This is a genomic window from Geomonas paludis, assembly GCF_014193585.1.
In the GTDB taxonomy this organism is placed as follows: Bacteria; Desulfobacterota; Desulfuromonadia; order Geobacterales; family Geobacteraceae; genus Geomonas; species Geomonas paludis.
In genome coordinates, this window is sequence record NZ_BLXY01000009.1 from 1 (window position 1) to 18,448 (window position 18,448).

The 18,448-nt window shown below is 62.9% G+C and carries 17 protein-coding genes; 6 read left to right on the forward strand and 11 right to left on the reverse strand.

Annotated elements, in window-relative coordinates; translation table 11 throughout:
• Nucleotides 1–137: 137 nt before the first annotated feature.
• Genes H7687_RS16455 through H7687_RS16465 form a run of 3 tightly spaced genes read right to left on the reverse strand, consistent with a single transcriptional unit; the run spans nucleotide 138 to nucleotide 4,510 of the window.
• On the reverse strand, nucleotides 138–548 hold the full coding sequence (locus H7687_RS16455) for a (deoxy)nucleoside triphosphate pyrophosphohydrolase (RefSeq protein ID WP_183349386.1): 411 nt from the start codon (nucleotides 546–548) through the stop codon (nucleotides 138–140).
• A gap of 39 nt (nucleotides 549–587) precedes the next feature.
• Nucleotides 588–1,721 (reverse strand): hybrid sensor histidine kinase/response regulator, encoded by a 1,134-nt coding sequence (locus H7687_RS16460; protein ID WP_183349388.1) that lies wholly within the window; start codon nucleotides 1,719–1,721, stop codon nucleotides 588–590.
• Between the two features lie 2 nt (nucleotides 1,722–1,723).
• The gene (locus tag H7687_RS16465; RefSeq protein ID WP_281376728.1) at nucleotides 1,724–4,510 is read right to left on the reverse strand and encodes a PAS domain-containing hybrid sensor histidine kinase/response regulator; all 2,787 of its coding nucleotides are present in this window, start codon (nucleotides 4,508–4,510) and stop codon (nucleotides 1,724–1,726) included.
• A gap of 393 nt (nucleotides 4,511–4,903) precedes the next feature.
• Here H7687_RS16465 and H7687_RS16470 point away from each other — a divergent pair, with 393 nt between their 5' ends.
• The 3 genes from H7687_RS16470 (at nucleotide 4,904) to H7687_RS16480 (ending at nucleotide 7,508) form a co-directional block, all read left to right on the forward strand.
• Nucleotides 4,904–5,479 carry an ANTAR domain-containing response regulator gene (locus H7687_RS16470; protein ID WP_183349390.1) on the forward strand — a complete coding sequence of 192 codons (576 nt, stop codon included), beginning with the start codon at nucleotides 4,904–4,906 and terminating at the stop codon, nucleotides 5,477–5,479.
• A gap of 253 nt (nucleotides 5,480–5,732) precedes the next feature.
• A complete protein-coding gene (htpX, locus tag H7687_RS16475; RefSeq protein WP_183349392.1) occupies nucleotides 5,733–6,572 on the forward strand; it encodes a zinc metalloprotease HtpX in 840 nt (279 codons plus the stop codon).
• A 12-nt stretch (nucleotides 6,573–6,584) separates the two neighbouring features.
• Nucleotides 6,585–7,508, forward strand: coding sequence for a TerC family protein (locus H7687_RS16480; RefSeq protein ID WP_183349394.1), 924 nt, complete (start codon nucleotides 6,585–6,587; stop codon nucleotides 7,506–7,508).
• A gap of 153 nt (nucleotides 7,509–7,661) precedes the next feature.
• Here H7687_RS16480 and H7687_RS16485 read toward each other — a convergent pair whose 3' ends face one another.
• The 6 genes from H7687_RS16485 to H7687_RS16510 all read right to left on the reverse strand — a co-directional run bounded on the left by H7687_RS16485 (nucleotide 7,662) and on the right by H7687_RS16510 (nucleotide 14,435).
• The gene (locus H7687_RS16485) at nucleotides 7,662–8,978 is read right to left on the reverse strand and encodes a hemolysin family protein (protein WP_183349396.1); all 1,317 of its coding nucleotides are present in this window, start codon (nucleotides 8,976–8,978) and stop codon (nucleotides 7,662–7,664) included.
• 357 nt (nucleotides 8,979–9,335) lie between these two features.
• Nucleotides 9,336–9,836, reverse strand: coding sequence for a chemotaxis protein CheX (locus tag H7687_RS16490; RefSeq protein ID WP_183349398.1), 501 nt, complete (start codon nucleotides 9,834–9,836; stop codon nucleotides 9,336–9,338).
• Nucleotides 9,837–9,957: 121 nt separating this feature from the next.
• The gene (locus H7687_RS16495; RefSeq protein WP_183349400.1) at nucleotides 9,958–11,163 is read right to left on the reverse strand and encodes a methionine adenosyltransferase; all 1,206 of its coding nucleotides are present in this window, start codon (nucleotides 11,161–11,163) and stop codon (nucleotides 9,958–9,960) included.
• A gap of 288 nt (nucleotides 11,164–11,451) precedes the next feature.
• A complete protein-coding gene (locus H7687_RS16500) occupies nucleotides 11,452–11,847 on the reverse strand; it encodes an FxsA family protein (RefSeq protein ID WP_183349402.1) in 396 nt (131 codons plus the stop codon).
• Nucleotides 11,848–11,856: 9 nt separating this feature from the next.
• Nucleotides 11,857–13,230 (reverse strand): sigma-54-dependent transcriptional regulator, encoded by a 1,374-nt coding sequence (locus H7687_RS16505; protein ID WP_183349404.1) that lies wholly within the window; start codon nucleotides 13,228–13,230, stop codon nucleotides 11,857–11,859.
• An 11-nt stretch (nucleotides 13,231–13,241) separates the two neighbouring features.
• Nucleotides 13,242–14,435, reverse strand: coding sequence for a pyridoxal phosphate-dependent aminotransferase (locus tag H7687_RS16510; RefSeq protein ID WP_183349406.1), 1,194 nt, complete (start codon nucleotides 14,433–14,435; stop codon nucleotides 13,242–13,244).
• Between the two features lie 180 nt (nucleotides 14,436–14,615).
• On the opposite strand from H7687_RS16510, the gene H7687_RS16515 reads away from it, so the two are divergent.
• A complete protein-coding gene (locus H7687_RS16515; protein WP_183349408.1) occupies nucleotides 14,616–15,899 on the forward strand; it encodes an O-acetylhomoserine aminocarboxypropyltransferase/cysteine synthase family protein in 1,284 nt (427 codons plus the stop codon).
• Between the two features lie 289 nt (nucleotides 15,900–16,188).
• On the opposite strand, the gene H7687_RS16520 is transcribed toward H7687_RS16515, so the two are convergent.
• Together H7687_RS16520 and H7687_RS16525 are read right to left on the reverse strand one after the other, a co-directional pair.
• Nucleotides 16,189–16,680: a YchJ family protein gene (locus H7687_RS16520; protein WP_183349642.1), complete on the reverse strand. Its 492-nt coding sequence runs from the start codon at nucleotides 16,678–16,680 to the stop codon at nucleotides 16,189–16,191.
• Nucleotides 16,681–16,716: 36 nt separating this feature from the next.
• A complete protein-coding gene (locus H7687_RS16525; RefSeq protein ID WP_183349410.1) occupies nucleotides 16,717–17,007 on the reverse strand; it encodes a Dabb family protein in 291 nt (96 codons plus the stop codon).
• A gap of 205 nt (nucleotides 17,008–17,212) precedes the next feature.
• Between H7687_RS16525 and H7687_RS16530 the strand changes: the two genes are divergently transcribed.
• Complete coding sequence (locus H7687_RS16530) at nucleotides 17,213–17,944, forward strand: DUF4350 domain-containing protein (RefSeq protein ID WP_246404966.1); 732 nt, start codon at nucleotides 17,213–17,215, stop codon at nucleotides 17,942–17,944.
• 64 nt (nucleotides 17,945–18,008) lie between these two features.
• Nucleotides 18,009–18,383: a desulfoferrodoxin gene (locus tag H7687_RS16535; RefSeq protein WP_183349414.1), complete on the forward strand. Its 375-nt coding sequence runs from the start codon at nucleotides 18,009–18,011 to the stop codon at nucleotides 18,381–18,383.
• Nucleotides 18,384–18,448 lie beyond the last annotated feature (65 nt).

The window sequence follows — 18,448 nt, forward strand, 5'->3', positions numbered from 1 at the left end:
ATCCTTCATGGACACCTCCAACGTGGTTTCGGTGTCCACAGGATTACGCGATGGCTATTCGATTGTCAGAGAACTTTGTCTACGATGTGGTGGCACTTATTTGTGTCCACGATGTCGTGGCACTCAACAGCTACCGCCTAGCCCTGCTTCTGTCTTTGGTACTCCAAAATGATGGGGAGGTCGGCGTCGGCCCACTCCAGTTCCAGCATCCGCTCGGGGGGGAGCCAGGTCATGGCCGAGTGCTCGTGCAGGGTGATCTCTCCGGAGACGATGCTGCAGACGTACGGATACAGGGTCACGTCGAAGCTCGGATACCGGTGGGTGGTCGGCGTGAGCGGGCACCCGACGGCGATCTCCACCCCCATCTCCTCCACCAGTTCACGCTTCAGGCACTCCTCGCGCCCCTCTCCGGGCTCGATCTTCCCGCCGGGAAATTCCCACCTCAATGGCAGGTTCATGGACGCGCTGCGCCGGGCCGACAGCACCAGCCCGTCACGCTCAATAATGGCGCAGGCTACGTGGACGTGTTTTCGCTCTTGTTGTTCCATGACGCAGCACTATAGCATTTATGGCCGGCCGGCATAGAGCTAATTTGAGGTCGGCAACACGCCGTCGGGGTCCGGCAGCACCAGCGGGATCTGCAACTGGAACACGGAGCCGCCGTTGGGGGCGTTCTCGGCCCAGATGCTGCCGTCCATCAACTCGGTCATGCGCCGCGCCAGGGTGAGCCCGAGCCCGAGGCCGGGATAGGAACGGGTAATGGACCCGTCGGACTGCGTAAAATCGCTGAAGATGCGCTCGAGATCTGCCTCGTCGATCCCGACGCCGGTGTCCGAAATGGAGAACTGCAGCATCTGCTCGCCGGCGATTTCCTGCCGGCACACCTCCAGCCCGACCGCGCCGGCGGGGGTGAACTTGACCGCGTTGCCCAGGAGCATGGTGAGCACCTTGTGCAGCATTGCCTGGTCGGTGACCACCACTTCGGGCAGCGCTGCATCGAGGTGGACGTTGAAGGTAAGCCCCTTGGCATCGGCCATGGCCCGGGCCTCCATGACCACCATGTCCAGGAACGACTTCAGGTGGAATGGTGCGTTCTCCGGAGCTCCCCCTTCCCCTTCCAGGCGGCTGGTTTCGATGAGGTCTTCCACGATCCCGAGCAGCCTGGTGGCCGACTTCTGCACCATGCCCAGGTACTTGCGCTTGTTGTCATCCTCTTCCTGGGTGAGCACGAGGTCGGTCATGCCGATGATCGGGGTGAGCGGCGTGCGCAGTTCGTGGCTGACGCTGCGCAGGAACTCCTTCTTGGCGCGGTCGGCGGCGCTGGCCAGCGTCTCGAGCAGGTCGCGGTAACGCTTCAGCTCCAGGTGGTTCTTGACCCGGGCCCGGACGATGTGCGGGCTGATCGGCTTGGTAAGGTAATCTATGGCGCCCAGTTCGAGCCCCTTGATTTCCTGCTCCTCCTCGATCATGGCGGTCACGAATATGATGGGGATATCGCGGGTGGAAGGTTCGCCCTTCAGGATGCGGCACAGCTCGAACCCGTCCATACCCGGCATCATGATGTCCAGAAGGATCAGGTCCGGCTTGTCGGCGCGGATCAGTTCCAGCGCGTCAAAGCCGCTGGTGGCAAAGAACAGTTCGTAGTCGTCCCCCAGGCTCTCGCTCAGGATCTCGATGTTGGCGGGGGTGTCGTCGACTATCATCACCGTCTGGCGTTTCATGGCTACTCCCTCTCGGTATGGAAATCTTGCACTGCCGGGAAGATGGACAACAGCTGGCGTGCCTTCCTGAAATCGAGTTTTTCCAGGCAGGCCTGCAGCGCCTGCAGTTCCTTGACAAAGCTGCCGCGCGGCACCTCGCCGCAGAATTTCTCGAACTGGCGCTTGGCGTCCAGGCTGTTCCTGGCCAGCAGGCGCTCGAGCTTGGTCTTCTCGGCGGCGAACCGGTCCGGCGCGAAGGTGCCTTCGCTTGCCGCCCGCACCGGCCGCACAGCCGGGGCTGGGGCGGACACGGGCTCCGCCTGGTGTGCAGCGGCCCGGGCCAGGGCCCGGATCATGCCGTCCACCAGCAGCGAGGGGCGTACCGAAGTCGGATACACCGCGCTCACCCCCCACTCATCCCCCAACTGCCGCACCGCCTCCAACTGCTCCGGAGGCACCGTGGCCAGGACCGGCACCTCTTTGTGGTACCGGGTCGATATGCTGCGGGAGAGTTCTTCCAGCCCGTCTTCACCGGCGGTGTCGGCGTCGATCACCACCATGTCGAACGGCAACTGTCCCGCCGGTCCGTCCTTGAGCGCCTCGCTGGCCGCGGCAAAGCTCGGCACCGCTTCCAGGTCGATCGGCATCCCCTGCAACATCTCCGCGATCCCTTCGACGGATGCGGGGTTGCCGTCCAACACCAGGAGCCGCAGGTTGCGCAGTTCCTCCTTGCGGGGCTCCGGGATGGTCTTCCCCGCAACCGGTACGGCAAAGCCGACCGTGAAGGAAAAGCTGCTCCCCGCGTCAGCAACGCTCTGCACCTTCAGTTCGCCTCCCATCAGTTCGACCAGCTGCCGGCTGATGGAAAGCCCCAACCCGGTGCCGCCGTAGCGGCGCGTGGTGGAGCTGTCGGCCTGGGTGAAAGGGGTGAAGATTCTTTCCATCTGTTCGGGGGTAATGCCGATGCCGGTGTCCTGGACACAGAAGTTGACCCGCACCATCCCGTCTTCCTGCTCGACCGGCTTCACCGCCACCACGATTTCGCCCCGGTTGGTGAACTTGACCGCGTTGCCGATCAGGTTGTTCAGCACCTGGGTGAGGCGCAGCGGGTCGCCCAGAAGTTTCCTGGGGAGTTCCGGCGCGAGCCGCATCTTGAAATCGAGCCCCTTCTCCTGCGCCTTCAGGTGGTGCATGTCCGAGATGTTGCCCAGCACCTCCTGCAGGCTCAGTTCGGTCTTTTCCAGCTCCAGCTTGCCCGCCTCCATCTTGGAGAAGTCCAGGATGTCGTTGATGATGTTCAACAGCGTCCTGCTGGCGGAGCAGATCTTTTCGAGGTACTCGCGCTGCTTGGGCATGAGCTCGGTTTTCAGGGCGAGGCGGCTCAGCCCCATCACCGCGTTCATCGGGGTCCTGATCTCGTGCCCCATGTTGGCCAGGAATTCGGTCTTGGCTTGGCTGGCAGCCTGCACAAGGTCGCGCTCCCGGCGCAGTTCCTGGGCCTCGCGCTTGGCGGTGACGTCCTCGATGACCCCGATCAGGTATTTGGGCTCCCCCTTGGGGCCGCACACCAGGGACTTGGTGAGGTTCACCCACACTACCGACCCGTCTTTCCTGAGCTGGCGCACTTCGATGCTGTAGTTGTCGATCTCGCGGTTGATCAGCCGGGACAATTGCCCCTGTTCTGCGGCACGGTCATCGGGATGGATGGTCTGCTCCAGGGTCCACCCCAGCAGCTCCTCCTGGGTGTAGCCCAGGATGTTGCAGAAGCGCCGGTTGATACGGATCAGGATGTCGCTCAAAGCGATGTGGCAGATCCCGACCGCCGCCTGCTCGAAGGTGTTGCGGAAGCGCTCCTCGCTCTCCTTCAACTGCTCTTCGGCCTTCTTGCGGAAGGTGATGTCGGTCAGGACGCCGAGCAGGGCGTAGACCCGGGCATGATCGTCCTTGAGCGGGATCAGGGCCTTGCTGACCCAGTGGCCGTCCCGTTCGCGCTGCTCGTCCCGCTCGACGGCCGTCCCCGCCGCGATCACCCGCTGGTCCTCCTCCTGCCGTTTGCGGGCCAGGGGCGGTTCGAACAGGTCGTAGTCGTTCTTGCCGAAAACGTCCGCCGGCTCGAGTCCCAGTTCCCGCGCGAAGCTCGAGTTGCAGGAGAGATAGACCAGGTTGCAGTCCTTGAGGAAGATGCGCTGGGGCAGGTTCTCGATCAGCCCCCGGTAGCGCTTCTCGAAGAAGAGGGCGCTCTCCGCCTCCTTGCGCTCGGTGATGTCGTGCACCACGCAGACCACCCGGAGCACCGTCCCGGAATAGTCGCGGAACACCTCGCCCACTTCGGACAGGTAGCGCTCGCTGCCGTCGGGGCGGATGAGGGGAAACTCCACGGCAAAGGAATCATCGCCGGCAAGCGCCTTTTCCACCGCGGTCGCCAGCGCCTCCCGCGCCTCTGCCGGCAGCAGTGCCAGGAAGCCGGCATAGCTCTGCGGCGCCTCCTCGAAGTGGATCCCGAAGATGCGGCACAGCTCCTCGGAGCAGTCCAGGCGGCCGCTGACCACGTCCCAGTCCCAGCTCCCGATATGTGCGATGCGTTGCGAGATGCGCAACTGCTCCTCGCTGCGCCTGAGCTCGTCCTCCGACTGCCGGCGCCACTTCAGGCGCAGGGCGTGCAGCCCTCCCACGAAGACCATGGCGAGAGCTCCCACCGGCCCGGCCTGCGGACGGCAGAGCGCCGCGACCAGCACCAGCAGGAAGCAGGCGCAGATCGCCAGGGCCAGGGTGCTTCGGCTATGGATGGCTGCGGATCGGGAGATGAACAACGTGGGCTCCTTTGGCTACCGGAGGGGTGCCTGGTCCCGCTGCGGAACGTGGCACAGTCGCAGCGGTCGCCCGACGGTTTGCACGGGCATAGCCACATTATCGGCTCTCGGGGCCAAAACATTAATGAAATTGGCGAAAATGGGAGGGAATTATGAACCGTCCCTCTCCCCCCGGGAGAGGGTGCCCGAAGGGCGGGTGAGGGCTGTGCCGGCTGCAGTCATTTCGCCCTTGGCAAAGGCCCTCACCCTGGCCCTCTCCCGGAGGGAGAGGGGACATGGACACATGTGGCAGAAGATCATGCCTCACCGTGACGTTTTTGGAACGCTCTATGCTCTTTAACCGGGTAACCTGTCCGTCGGGGCAGTTCCAATCGTCGTAAGGGGGTGAAAATCATGGGAAAAGCGGTCCTGTACATTCGCGACGAGGAGCTCCTGGAGAGCCTAAAAAACAGGCTGAGGGAGCGGGGTTTTGCTGAAATAATAGCGTCCGGCAGTGCGAGCGAACTGTTGAGCGAGGCCCTGGCCAGCCATCCGGAGGTGGCGGTGGTCGAATTCAGCGCCGGCGACCAGGAGATGGTGGTCGCGGTGAAAAAGCTCTGGGACAAGCTGAGCCTCCCGATCGTGATGATCGCGGAGAGCTGCGACTTGGAAAATGTGCAGACCTGGGGCGAGTCGGCGGTTTCCACCGTCCTGGCCAAGCCGGTCCGGGAGGAGGAACTGGTGGCGGCGCTGGTCCTGTCCATCGCCGCGGCGCGACGGGTGGAGCGGCTCAAGGAAGAGGTCTCTTCCCTGAAGGAGAGCATCGAAAGCCGCAAGGTGATCGAGAAGGCCAAGGGCCGGCTCATGGAGCGCGACAAGCTTTCCGAGGCCGAGGCCTTCCGCAGGATGCAGCGGCTCGCCATGGACCGCAGGATCTCCATGCGCCAACTGGCCGACGCGATCCTGCTCACCGAGAGCATCGCCGGGTGAGACCGGCTTCCCCCGGCGTGGGGAGGGAAAAGAAACGGTTGACACTCAGACTTCCCTTACCTATATTTCATGATGGTAAAGGGGAGTAGCCAACGGTTGACACCGCAACCGACCCGTGTTCGTCAAGACGGCCGCCCAGGCCCGGACATGGGGCATGACATCCTGTCAGAGCAGGCAAGACCTTTATCCAGTGCAAGCGCGCCTGGGTAAAGGTCTTTTTATTTGACCACGCGACCCGGCAAGGAGGTACGTCATGAACAGATTCAAGACAGCGGTCCTGCTCACTACGCTCACGCTGATCATGGTGGCACTGGGAAGCGCCATCGGCGGCCGGGGCGGCATGTACTTCGCCTTCATCATGGCCTGCGCCATGAACCTCTTCTCCTACTGGTTCTCGGACAAGATCGTGCTGCGCATGTACGGGGCCCAGGAGATCACCGAGGCGGAGAACCCGGCCTTTTACGGCATGATCAGGAGGCTCGCCGTGCAGGGGGGGCTCCCCATGCCCCGGGTCTACATCATCCCCTCGGAGAGCCCCAACGCCTTCGCCACCGGCAGGAACCCGGACCACGCCGCGGTCGCCGCGACCGAGGGGATCCTGCGCATCCTCACCCCCGAAGAGATGGAAGGGGTGATGGCGCATGAACTGAGCCACGTCGCCAACCGCGACATCCTCATTTCCACCATCGCCGCCACCATCGCGGGCGCCATTTCCATGCTGGCCAACATGGTGCAGTGGGCGGCCATTTTCGGCAGCCGTAGCGACGACGAGGAAGGGGGTGGCTGGGGCGGCCTTGCGCTTGCCATCATCGCACCCATCGCCGCCATGCTGATCCAGCTCGCCGTCTCCAGGAGCCGCGAGTACCTGGCCGACGAAAGCGGCGCCAGGCTTTGCGGCAAGCCGCGCTCCCTCGCCAACGCGCTCAGGAAGCTGGACCAGGCGTCAAGGGTCCTGCCCATGGAAGAGGCACGGCCGGCGACCGCACACATGTTCATCGTCAACCCGCTCACCGCGGGGATGCTGATGAAACTTTTTTCCACGCACCCCCCCATGGAGGAGCGTATCGCCCGACTCGAGCAGATGGGGCATTAACCGGAGGGAGTTTTGACCAACAGAGAGATGATGTGGATCGCCTTCGCGGGGATCATTACCGTGATGTTCATCCTGGACCTCTTCGTCTTCAACAGGAAGAGTCACGAGATAGGGTTCCGCGAGGCGCTGGCCTGGACCGGGGTCTGGGTCGGCCTCGCCATGGCCTTCAACGTCGGCGTGTGGTACGTGCTGGGGTCGGCGAAGGCCTTGGAATTCCTCACCGGTTATATCATCGAAGAGTCCCTCTCCGTCGACAACCTCTTCGTCTTCATCATGATCTTCACGTATTTCAAGGTGGCGAAGGCGCACCAGCCCAAGATACTGAAGTGGGGGATCATCGGTGCGCTGGTGATGCGCGGCATCTTCATCGTGGTGGGCATACAGCTCATCGAGCGTTTCCACTGGATGATCTACGTGTTCGGGGCGGTGCTGATCTACACCGGTTTCAAGATGGCGTTCGGCGGCGACGAGGAGGTCCACCCGGAGCACAACCCGCTGGTAAAGCTGGTGCGGCGCTTCATCCCCATCACCAAGCGGGCGCGCGGCGACCACTTCTTCATCAGGAGGCGCGGCATCTGGGCCGCCACCCCGCTGTTCCTGACCCTGGTCGTGGTCGAGTCGACCGACGTCATCTTTGCCGTCGATTCCATTCCTGCGGTGCTCGCGGTGACCCACGATCCCTTCATCGTGTACAGCTCCAACGTCTTCGCCATCATGGGGCTGCGCTCGCTGTACTACCTGCTGGCCAACGTCATGGAGATGTTCGCCCACCTGAAACTCGGCGTCTCCGTGATCCTCGCTTTCGTCGGCTCCAAGATGCTCCTGTCGAACCTGGTCGAGGTCCCGCTGCAGCTCTCCCTGGGCGTGATCATCGGCGCCCTGACTATCTCCATCCTGACGTCCGTCGTGGCGGCGAAAAAAACACATCGAGGTTAAGACTAAGGCTGAGACTGAGATTAAGACTGAGATTAAGACTGAGGTCTCTTCTTAGTCTTAGTCTTTGTTTTAGTCTTTGTCTAAGACTGAGATTAAGACTGAGATTAAGACTGAGGTCTCTTCTTAGTCTTAGTCTTAGTCTTTGTCTTTATCTTAATCTGCCTTTTCCTTTTCCTGCCTCTTCACAATCCGCACCTGGGTGATGCCGGTGCGCGTCACTTCTTCGCAGGTCAACAGGTACTCACCTAACTCGACCTTCTCACCCTGCTCCGGGAAGCGCCCGATCCGGTCCAGGATCAGCCCCGCCAGCGTGTCGTAGGGAAGATCCTCGCCCAGGTCCACCTCCAGGAGGTCCTCGAGATCGGAAATGGATATCAGGGCGTCGACGAGGAAGCTGCCGTCCGCGAGTATTTGCACCCGGCTCGGCTCCCCGACGTCATGCTCGTCCTCGATCTCGCCCACCAACTCCTCGAGCAGATCCTCGGTGGTCACGATACCGCTGATGCTGCCGTACTCGTCCACCACAAAGGCCATGTGCACCCGCGTTTTCTGCATCTCCTTCAGCAGCTCGCTCACCTTCTTCCCCTCGGGGACGAAGACCGGCGGGCGGACGATGGAGCGGATGTCGAAGCCGGGCTCGCGCACCATGCGCCCCAAAAGGTCCTTGCCGTGGATGAAACCCACCGTCTCCTCGATACTGCCGAGATAAACGGGGTAGCGCGAATACATGTTGTCCAGCACCCCGTTCAGGATCTCCTCGTTGGAGAGGTTGAGGTCGAAGGCGACCACGCGGGTGCGCGGCACCATCACCTCGCGCACCGCGGTGTGGGTGAAGTCGAAGAGGTTGTCGATGAAGGTGTGCTCGGTCTCGCTGAAGATGCCGCTCTCGTGTCCCTCGGCCACGATGTGCTGCACCTCCTCGCGGGTCATGAACGCCTTTCCCTCCCCCTTCAGTCCGAACAGGGCCAGTGTCGCCTTGGTAGAAAAGCTCAGCACGGAAACGAGCACCGACGCTACCCGCGCCAGGAAGTTGATGGTGTTTACCACCCGCAGGGCGACCGGCTCGGCGTATTGCAGGCCGATGGTCTTGGGGACCAGTTCCCCCAGGATCAGTTGCAGATAGGAAATGGCGCTGACCACGATGCCGATGGCAAGCGGCTCGGCGGCGTTGCGGACCATGGTGATGGACGAGACCTGCAGCACGGGGCGGATGTAGTCCACGGCGATGACGCCGCCCACCGCCGAAGCGGTCGAACCGACCACGGTGACCCCGATCTGGACGATGGCCAGCAGGCGGTGCGGGTCCCTTTGCAGCGACTCCACCAGCGCGGCCCGCTGGTTACCCAGGGTGACCAGTTGCGCGACCCTGCTTTTGCGAATGGAGATGATGGCGAATTCGGCGCAGGCGAAAAACCCGTTCAGCAGGATGAGGACGGCGATGACCAGCAGTTCGACAAAGACGGTGTCCAATGACCCTCCAGGTTAGTTCATGGCCCGCCCGCGATTGTTCCACGGGCGTACCAAAATTCAACAGTTGCTCATTTTCAACGCTAACCGCCACCTTGTCAACCTTTTGATGGAGTAAACGGTACAAGCGCGCGGGCAGGAGGTCGACGGCAAGGTCTCCAAGAGCTTCGCCCCCTCCCTCGACGGGCCTGCGCGCCGTAGCGCTTCGTCCCGCGAAGGGGGGCGGGGGGAGGGGGGCGGGGGGTGGGTGAAGCCGCAAGACCTGGAAATGATGACAGCAGGGGTGAGGACCCTATCCTACCCAAAAAAACAGCGACCACTGTTGTGGCCGCTGCCGGTAGACACGCATGAAGAGAAACGCTACTTGCCGATCTTGAACGAGAGCAGGAAACGCTCCTCGCCGCAGACAAAGGGCATGACCAGCGATTCGGCACTGGAGATGCTCTCCAGGGCGTAGTCGTTGCCGTAGATCACGGTCGGTATGGAGAGGTTGATGTCGGCGCCCTTGGGGGAGAAGATGTGCTTCACGTCCCCCCCCACCATGTTGGCGATCTCGCCCATGGCATCGTTGACATCCTCGTCGACCTCGGTGACGTCCATCCCCAGCATATTGGAAGTGACCTGCAGGGCCAGCTTCTTGGGGCAGTGGATGGCCAGGATGCCGGAGTGGCTGCCGGCCAGGCCCACCATGCTGGTCACCGTCTCGTGAAAGGTCAAGACCGGTTCAGCCAGGGGAGGCTCGTCGACCACCTCCAGCATCACCATGGTGGAGAAGACCCCCTTGGTTATATCCGCAATCGTTTTCCTGACTTCGTCCTCGGTGGTGTTGGCCTCGCTGAGTACCGCTGCATCAAGCCCCATGTTCCATCCTCCTCACCGCATCGATTAGGTAGCGTAGTCCAGCACCTGACAAAAGAAGACCAGGTAGATAAAGATGCGTATAAATGCATTCGGCAGGAAAGCGCCCGTCTTTAGCGAATTTTTAACAGACCGGGAAATCACCGCGGGCCAGGGCTTGGCAGAACTCCGTGATGCCCGCTAGTTGGCGCTGCATGACCTCCCGCACCTCCCCCTCGACCTCGGTGACGCTGCGTCCGGGTTCCATGACCAGTTGGGCACTGGCCATCTGCGGGCGGTCCACCGGCTCGCCGATCCGGCTCAGCAGCATGATGTAGGCCCCTTGCACGCCGGCCACCGACTTGCAGATCTCACGGGCCATCCGGTGCGACAGCACGTTGTAGATCTTGCCGACGTGGCTCATGGGATTTTTACCCGCGGCGGCCTCGGTGCCGATGGCGCGCGCAATGGGGATCAGGCCGTTGACGCGGTTGCCCCGCCCGACCTGCCCGGAATCGGCGTCCTCGGCGGAGGTGCCCAAGAGCGAGAGGTAGACGCCGGCCAGGCCGCGCCCGGCCTGGTCCAGCGTGTTGTAGTGCACCCGGACCCGCCCGAAGCCGCGGCACCCTTGCTCCAGGAACTCCCGCATCGCAGTGTCGACGGCCTGCTTTCTTTCGAAGTACTCCCGCTCAGACCGGATCCGCTCGGCAAGAAGCGGCATGGCGACGGTGAGATCGAGTTCGTCCCCGTTTCGGAGCCCCATCACCTTGACATCCTCGCCGGTCTCGGGAAAGAGCGTCTTGAACCGCGCGCTGTTCAATTCACGCTCCAGGGTGAGCACGGCGTGCTCGGTCGGGCTCAGGGGGTAGTAGCCGACGGCGGCCGAGGTATCGTTGGCTCCCCTGACCTCTCCGGGACGCGCGAAGATGTCGGTCAACTCCAGCGAACCCGGGGCCAGCTTCAGGCGGTAGCGGACATGGCGCTCGGGGTCAACGTGCCGCAGGTTGCGGGAGATCCAGGTCTTCGCGGCTGCGACCGCGATGTCGTGCACCGGGATCTCCCTGCCTGCCATGCTGAAGGTGGCCCGGTCGCCGATGGTCAGTTCCATCGGCTCGATCACCTCGCCGCCGCCGAAGCGCATTTGCACGCGGCCGGCGGCCAGGAGCCCCTTGTCGATGTTGTGATGCAGGATGGTGCCGAACTCGGAGAGATAAGCCTGGGACAGCGCGACCGAGATGGAGTCCATGATGCAGTCGCAGATCTGGTCGGGGTGGCCGGTCCCCTTGCGCTCCACCATCTCGACCCGCTGCTGCGTCACCTGCGTGCCGTGAAATTCTTCCACCACCAGCATGGTCTTCCCCTTTCCTCCCGGCGGGCACGGGTTGCGGCCGCGCGGGCAACCCGAAAATAGTAGCCGAAAAAGGTGAGGGCGCAATTGGAGGCGGAAAGGCGGTGTTCACATCACGATCCCCTCTCCCCCCGGGAGAGGGGTAGGGGTGAGGGCGCAGCAACTGCCACCGGTCTCACTATGTGGCAGCGCCCTCACCCGCCCTGCGGGCACCCTCTCCCGGAGGGCGAGGGGGAGAACTTGGCAAAGGTTCTGTTTTCAGCGGGATTGGAGCGGGTGTTGGGGAAAGGGTCAGAAGTGGCGGCGCATCACGAAGCCGCCGCGGGAGATTTTGTTCTGCAGCCACAGGCCGAGCCATAGCTTGATCAAGCGCCTGGTGGCCGGGACGAGGAAGAAGATGCCGAGAAAATCGGTGAAGAAGCCGGGCGTGGTAAGGAGGACTCCCCCGATGAAGATGAGGGCGCCGTCGAGAAGCTGCGCGGCGGGGAGCCGCCCCTGGGAGAGCTCGTCGCGGATCTGCGTAAGCACCCTACCCCCCTGGTGCCGGATCAGCCAAGCGCCGGTCAGGCTCATGAGGAGCAGGATGGCGACCGTGGCCACGCCGCCGATCACCTGGCCCACCTTGATGATCAGGTAGATCTCGACCACCGGCACGATGAGGAGAATGAGGAACAGTCTGAAGAACATGGCGCCCCGCTACTTCTTCATGTCGATGCCGTAGCTCTTGATCTTACGGTGCAGGTTGCTCCGCTCCAGTTCGATCGCCTCGGCGGTCTTGGAGACGTTCCAGTCGTTCTCCTCGAGCTTTTGCATGATGAACTCGCGCTCGAACTCCTCGCGCGCCTCCCTGAGGCTGGAGAGCTCCAGCACGCTGTCCAGCTTCCCCCCCGCCTCTTCCCGGCCGCCGGGCGAGACGAAGTCGTCGGGGAGATGGTTCATGGTGATGGTGCCGCCGGGGGTCATGATCACCAGGCGCTCCACGATGTTCTTCAACTCGCGCACGTTGCCGGGCCAGTCGTAGCGCTTGAGCGACTCCATCGCCTCCGGGACGATCCGCTTGCGCTCGCGTCCCTCCTGGTCGCAGAAGGCGTCCAGGAAGTAGCCGGCCAGAAGCGGGATGTCCTCGCGGCGGTCGCGCAACGGCGGGACCTTGAAGGGGACCACGTTGAGCCGGTAGTAGAGGTCCTCGCGGAAGGTGCCGTTCTTGATCTCCTCCTCGAGGAGCTTGTTGGTGGCGGCGACGATGCGCACGTCCACCTCCAGGGTCCGGGTTCCCCCCACCCTTTCGAACTTCTTCTCCTGCAGGATGCGCAGCACCTTGGCCTGGGTCTTGAGCGACATGTCGCCGATCTCGTCCAGGAACAGGGTGCCGCCGTCGGCCAGGTCGAACTTCCCCTTCTTCTGCGCCACGGCGCCGGTGAAGGCCCCCCGCTCGTGGCCGAACAGTTCGCTCTCGATCAGCTCCTCCGGGATGGCGGCGCAGTTGATCTCGATGAAGGGCTTGTCGCGGCGCTGGCTGTGGTAGTGGACCGAGCGGGCCACCAGTTCCTTGCCGGTGCCGTTCTCGCCGGTGATGAGGACCGAGGCGTTGGTGGGGGCGACCAGCCGGATCTGCTCGGCCAGTTGCTGCATGGCGGCCGATTGGCCGATCATCTCGTGCCCCTGCTGCACCTGCCCCCTGAGGGCCGCGTTCTCCTCCTTCAGGCGGTTCATGGAGAGCGCGTTCTCCACGGTCACCACCACCTTCTCCAGGGAAAGCGGCTTCTCGATGAAGTCGTAGGCGCCCAGCTTGGTGGACTTGACCGCGGTCTCGATGGTGCCGTGCCCGCTCATCATGATCACGTTGAGGGTCGGGTGCTGCTCCTTCAGGCGCTTGAGCGTCTCGATGCCGTCCATCCGGGGCATCCAGATGTCCAGGAGCACGAGTCCGGGAAGCTCCTTCTGGCACAGGGCGAGCGCCTCGGTCCCGTCCGCCGCGCACACGGTGCGGTACCCCTCGTCCTCGAGGATGCCGGCCAGGGAGGAGCGGATCCCCTCCTCGTCATCGACTATCAGAATGGTCTCGGTCATGGTGGTCCCTTCTATCCCGGGAGGCCCGCCTCTTTGGCCAGCTCGCGCCAGGCGGGGATGCTGCGCTCGATCATCCCCTGGTCAACGCAGTAGGCGATGCGGAAGAAGCCGGGGGCTCCGAAACCGGCGCCGGGCACCAGCAGGATGCGGTGCTTCTGCGCCATCTTGACGAACTCGACGTCGTCGGCCAGCGGCGACTTCGGGAACAGGTAGAAGGCGCCGTCGGGCTTGACCATGGAGAAGCCCATGCCGGTGAGAGCGTTGTAGAGCAGGTCGCGCTTGACCCGGTAGGCCTCGATGTCTACCGAGACGTGCTGCAGCCCGGCCACCAGGCGCTGCATCAGGGCCGGCGCGTTCACAAAGCCGAGCACGCGGTTGGAGAACACCGCCCCTTCCATGAACTGGTCCACGTTGTTCATGTTCGGGCTGGCGGCCAGGTAGCCGATGCGCTCGCCGGGGAGCGCCAGGTCTTTCGAGTGCGAGGTGACGATGACCGAGTTCTGGACGTAGCGGAAGATGTTGGGAACGCTCTTGCCGTCGTAGGCGATGCGCGCGTAGGGCTCGTCGGAGATGACCAGGATCTGCCTCCCCAGTTCCGCTTCCTTGGCAGCCACCATCTCGCCCAAGGCCTTGAGGCTCTCGGCGGGGTAGATGACGCCGGTCGGGTTGTTCGGCGAGCAGATGATGATGGCGCGGGTCCTGTCGGTCACCGCCGCGGCGATGGCCGGGATGTCGAGCTGGAAGGTCTCGCGGTCGGTCCAGACTTCGACCGGCACGCCGCCGTGGTTGTCGATGTAGAAGCGGTACTCCACGAAGAACGGGGTCAAGAGGATCACCTCGTCGCCGGGGTTGAGGATGGTCTTCAGCACCACGTTGAGGGCGCCGCCGGCGCCGCAGGTCATCACCACCTGGCTCCCCTGCACCGGGAGATCGGAGGCGGCGGCGAGCATGCGCGCCACGGCGTTTCTCGTCTCCGGGTAGCCGGCGTTGTTCATGTAGCGGTGCATGCCCGGGACCGGCTGCTTGGCGAGCTTCAGGAACTCGTCCTGGAACGCCGCGGGGGGCTCGACGTCGGGGTTCCCCAGGGTGAAGTCGTAGACCTTGTCGGCGCCGTACTCCTTCCTGAGCTTCTCACCCTCCTCGAACATCTTCCTGATCCACGACGATTTCGCAATAAATCCGGCGATCTTATCAGCGACGGGCATGCATCCCCTCCTTGGTTTTGGTGTCCAGTTTTATTAACACATTACGGAAAACGGGGCAAGGCGTATTCCCCCCTCGGATCAGGCCACCAAAGCACCATTCTAATATTTCCCTGCAACGGCCGTGACAATCATGCTATAGTGCGGCCCTTGTCTTGCTATATGACTCACGAAGGAGGAACCATGAAGAAGAATTGGCGCATCGAGACCCAGGCGATCCAGGAGGGCTTCACCCCGAAGGACGGCGACCCGCGCATCCTGCCCATCTACCAGAGCACGACCTTCAAGTTTTCCAGCGCCGAGCACGTGGCCAAGCTGTTCGACCTCGAGGTGGGCGGGCATTTCTACACCCGGCTTTCCAACCCCACCGCCGAAGGATTCGAGACGAAGATCGCCGCCATGGAGGGGGGAGTCGCGGCCATGGCGACCTCCAGCGGCCAGGCGGCCTCTACCCTGGCGGTCATGAACATCTGCCAGGCGGGCCAGCACGTGGTCGCCGCCAGCACCCTGTACGGCGGCACCTACTCGCTCTTTGCCAACACCTTCCCGAAAATGGGGATCGAGGTCACCTTCGTCGATCCCGAGGCCGACGAGGCGACCATCGTTGCCGCATTCCGCCCCGAGACCCGCTGCCTGTTCGGTGAGACCATCGGCAACCCCGGCCTCAACATCCTCGACTTCGACAAGTTCTCCCGCATCGCGAAGAAGATGCAGGTGCCCCTCATCATCGACAACACCTTCCCGACCCCGTACCTGTGCCGGCCGCTCGAGCACGGCGCCGACATCGTGATCCACTCGGCCACCAAGTACATCGACGGGCACGCGACCAGCGTGGGCGGCGTCATCGTGGACAGCGGCAACTTCGACTGGGGCAACGGCAAGTACCCCGAAATGACCGAGCCGGATGAGAGCTACCACGGCCTGCAGTACCTGAAGACCTTCGGCAAGCTCGCCTACATCGTGAAGGCGCGCGTGCAGCTCATGCGCGACATCGGTCCCTGCCCGGCCCCGATGAACGCCTTCCTGTTCAACCTGGGGCTTGAGACGCTGCCGCTGCGCATGCAGCGCCACTCCGAGAACGCCCTCGCGCTCGCCAGGTTCCTGGAGAAGCACGAGGCGGTGTCCTGGGTGAGCTACCCGGGACTGGAGAGCCACAAGAGCTACGCCCGGGCGCAGAAGTACCTCCCCAAGGGGGCGAGCGGCGTGCTCACCTTCGGCATCAAGGGTGGCGCCGCGGCGGGCAAGAAGTTCATGGAGAGCTGCCAGCTGGTCGCACTCGTGGTGCACGTGGGCGATGCGAGGAGCTGCGTGCTGCACCCGGCCAGCACGACGCACCGCCAGCTTTCCGAAGAGCAGCAGATCGCTTCAGGGGTTACTCCCGACCTGATCCGGCTCTCGGTGGGGATCGAGCACATCGACGACCTGATCGAGGATGTGGACCAGGCGCTGGCGGCGAGCCAGAAGTAACCGGGAACGCAGAAGTAAGGGGCAGCGCGGCCGAGGGAAAAGCCCTCACCCGGCCTGCGGCCACCCTCTCCCGGAGGGCGAGGGGGTGGGATGCCTTCTCCCCCCGGGAGAAGGTGCCCCGAAGGGGCGGATGAGGGCGTCGGCAGCGCCGGCGTTAACGGCCTAACGGCAGACGCAAAATAGAAGGGGCGAGTGATTTCCACTCGCCCCTTTACTATTCCAGCCTCAGCAGTTCTTAGGGTCCAGCCTCAGCCTTTCGTCCGGCCTGAGCCGTCTCATCGCGGCTCGATTACTTGCCGCAGCACTTCTTGTACTTGATGCCGCTGCCGCAACTGCAGGGATCGTTGCGCCCGATCTTGGGCGAGGTCCTCACGATCGGCTGCGGGGTCACCGCCTTGCCGTCGGTGAAGAGCCACCCGCCCTTCTCCTTCTTGAACAGGGCGCGCTCGTGGTGCACCCGGTCCTGCCCCTGCTCTTTCCAGCGCGCGATGAACTCCACCTCGCCGGTGGTGTCATCCTTGCCGCCGTCCTTGGTGGAGATGATCTCCAGCCCCTGCCAGTCGGACTTCTCCGCCCACTCGCGGGTCCCCTCGGCATCATACCCCTCGCGGTGCTTGGGGTGGGTGCTCTCCAGTATGAAATCGGTCTCGACGTTGGCATACGCGGCGTAACGCGCACGCATCAGCGCCTCTGCCGTCTCAGCGCGGCGCTCCCCCTTGATAATGGGGCGACAGCACTCGGCGTAAGCTACGCCGCTGCCACAGGCACACAACTCCATCAGTTACTCCTCCTCATTGCTCTTTATGTCGTGCTCGGATCAGACTTCGTAATCGGCGGCAACCACCGAAGAGCAGACGCTCCTCATGTAGGCGGCCACTTCGTTGGCATGGTACGGATGCACCTGGTAGGCCTGCAGGTCTTCCAAGGAGTCGAACTTGGTGTACAGGGCGATGTCCGCGGAACGCTCGGAACGGATCAGGTCCACCCCTACCTCGAGGTGACGCAGCAACTCAACCTTGCCGTCCATGCTCAGAAGACGCTGCCGGGCAGCCTCGACGTTCTCAGCGGTGGCCTCTTTCAGCTTGAAAAGCACTATATGCACGATCATGTGTAGCCCCCAGAATCAGTAATGACGTTCTCCGGATACCTGTAATACATCGGCGCCCGCCCCGCTGTCAACGATGGCAGTCCCGTAGACACAAAAAAGTTGTTGCGTGGCCGAAACAATGCTGCTATAAGGACCAACAGGATCAAAAAGGTCTTTTTTAAATTTTGATGCAATGGAGGATTAAATGACTGGCGCTTTGAGATTCATGAGTATAATTGTACTGGCGTTCTTAATGATGACCGCTCCCGTCATGGCGGCCGACAGGGTCCTCTTCGACAACGGGCACGGCGAACGCTTCCAGGTGAAGGAGCAGGGACCGTTGCAGCTTTCCGGCCTGGCCGGGGTGATCCAAGGCGCGGGCATGGAGATCGCCACGGTGGACCAGCCACTCTCCGAGGCGACGCTTGCCGGCGCACGCGCCCTGGTCATCAGCGGCGCCTTCACGCCGCTGCACCCCAACGAGATCGAGGCGGTGGCAAAGTTCATCGAAAACGGCGGCCGCGTCGCCATCATGCTGCACATCGCGCCCCCCATGGCCCTCCTTTTGGACCGGCTGGAGGTACGCCACACCAACGGCGTCATCCAGGAGCGCGAGAACGTGATCGACGGCGACCTGCTCAATTTCCGGGTCGCCCGCCTGAAGGAGCACCCGCTGTTCCAAGGGGTCAATGATTTCACCGTGCACGGCGCCTGGGGGCTGATCAACCGGGCCGACACCGCGCAGGTCATCGCCGCCACCGGCTTCCAGGCCTGGATCGACCTCGACCTGGACCAGAAGCAGTCCAAGGAGGAAACCGCTTCCTTCGGCGTAGTGGTGGCCGGCACCATCGGCAAAGGCTCCTACCTTGTTTTCGGCGACGACGCCATCTTCCAGAACAAGTTCCTGGAAGGGAACAACAGGATTCTCGCGGCTAACCTTGCCGCTTGGCTCAAATAGCGGCACCAAATTCCAACCACGAACAGCGGCACAAATACCAACCAACAAAAACAGGAGGGATTCAATGGCTCAGGCTCTGGAAATCTACAAGTGTGAAATGTGCGGCAATATAGTCGAAGTGTTCCATGCCGGCGGCGGCCAACTGGTCTGCTGCGGCGAGGAGATGAAACTGCAGAAGGAAAACACGGTGGACGCTTCCAAGGAGAAGCACGTACCGGTCATCGAGCGCGGCGCTGGGACCGTCACCGTCAAGGTCGGCAGCGTACCGCACCCGATGGAAAGCGCCCACTACATCGAGTGGATCGAAGTGATCGCCGACGGCAAGGTCTACCGCGCGCAGCTGCAGCCGGGTCAGGCGCCGGAGGCGACCTTCCCGATCACTGCCGCCGACATCAAGGTGCGCGAGTACTGCAACCTGCACGGCCAGTGGTCCGCCTAGACACGCACGGCACGCTTTAGATGCAGAAAGGGGGGACGGCCAAAGCCGTCCCCCCTTTTTATGTC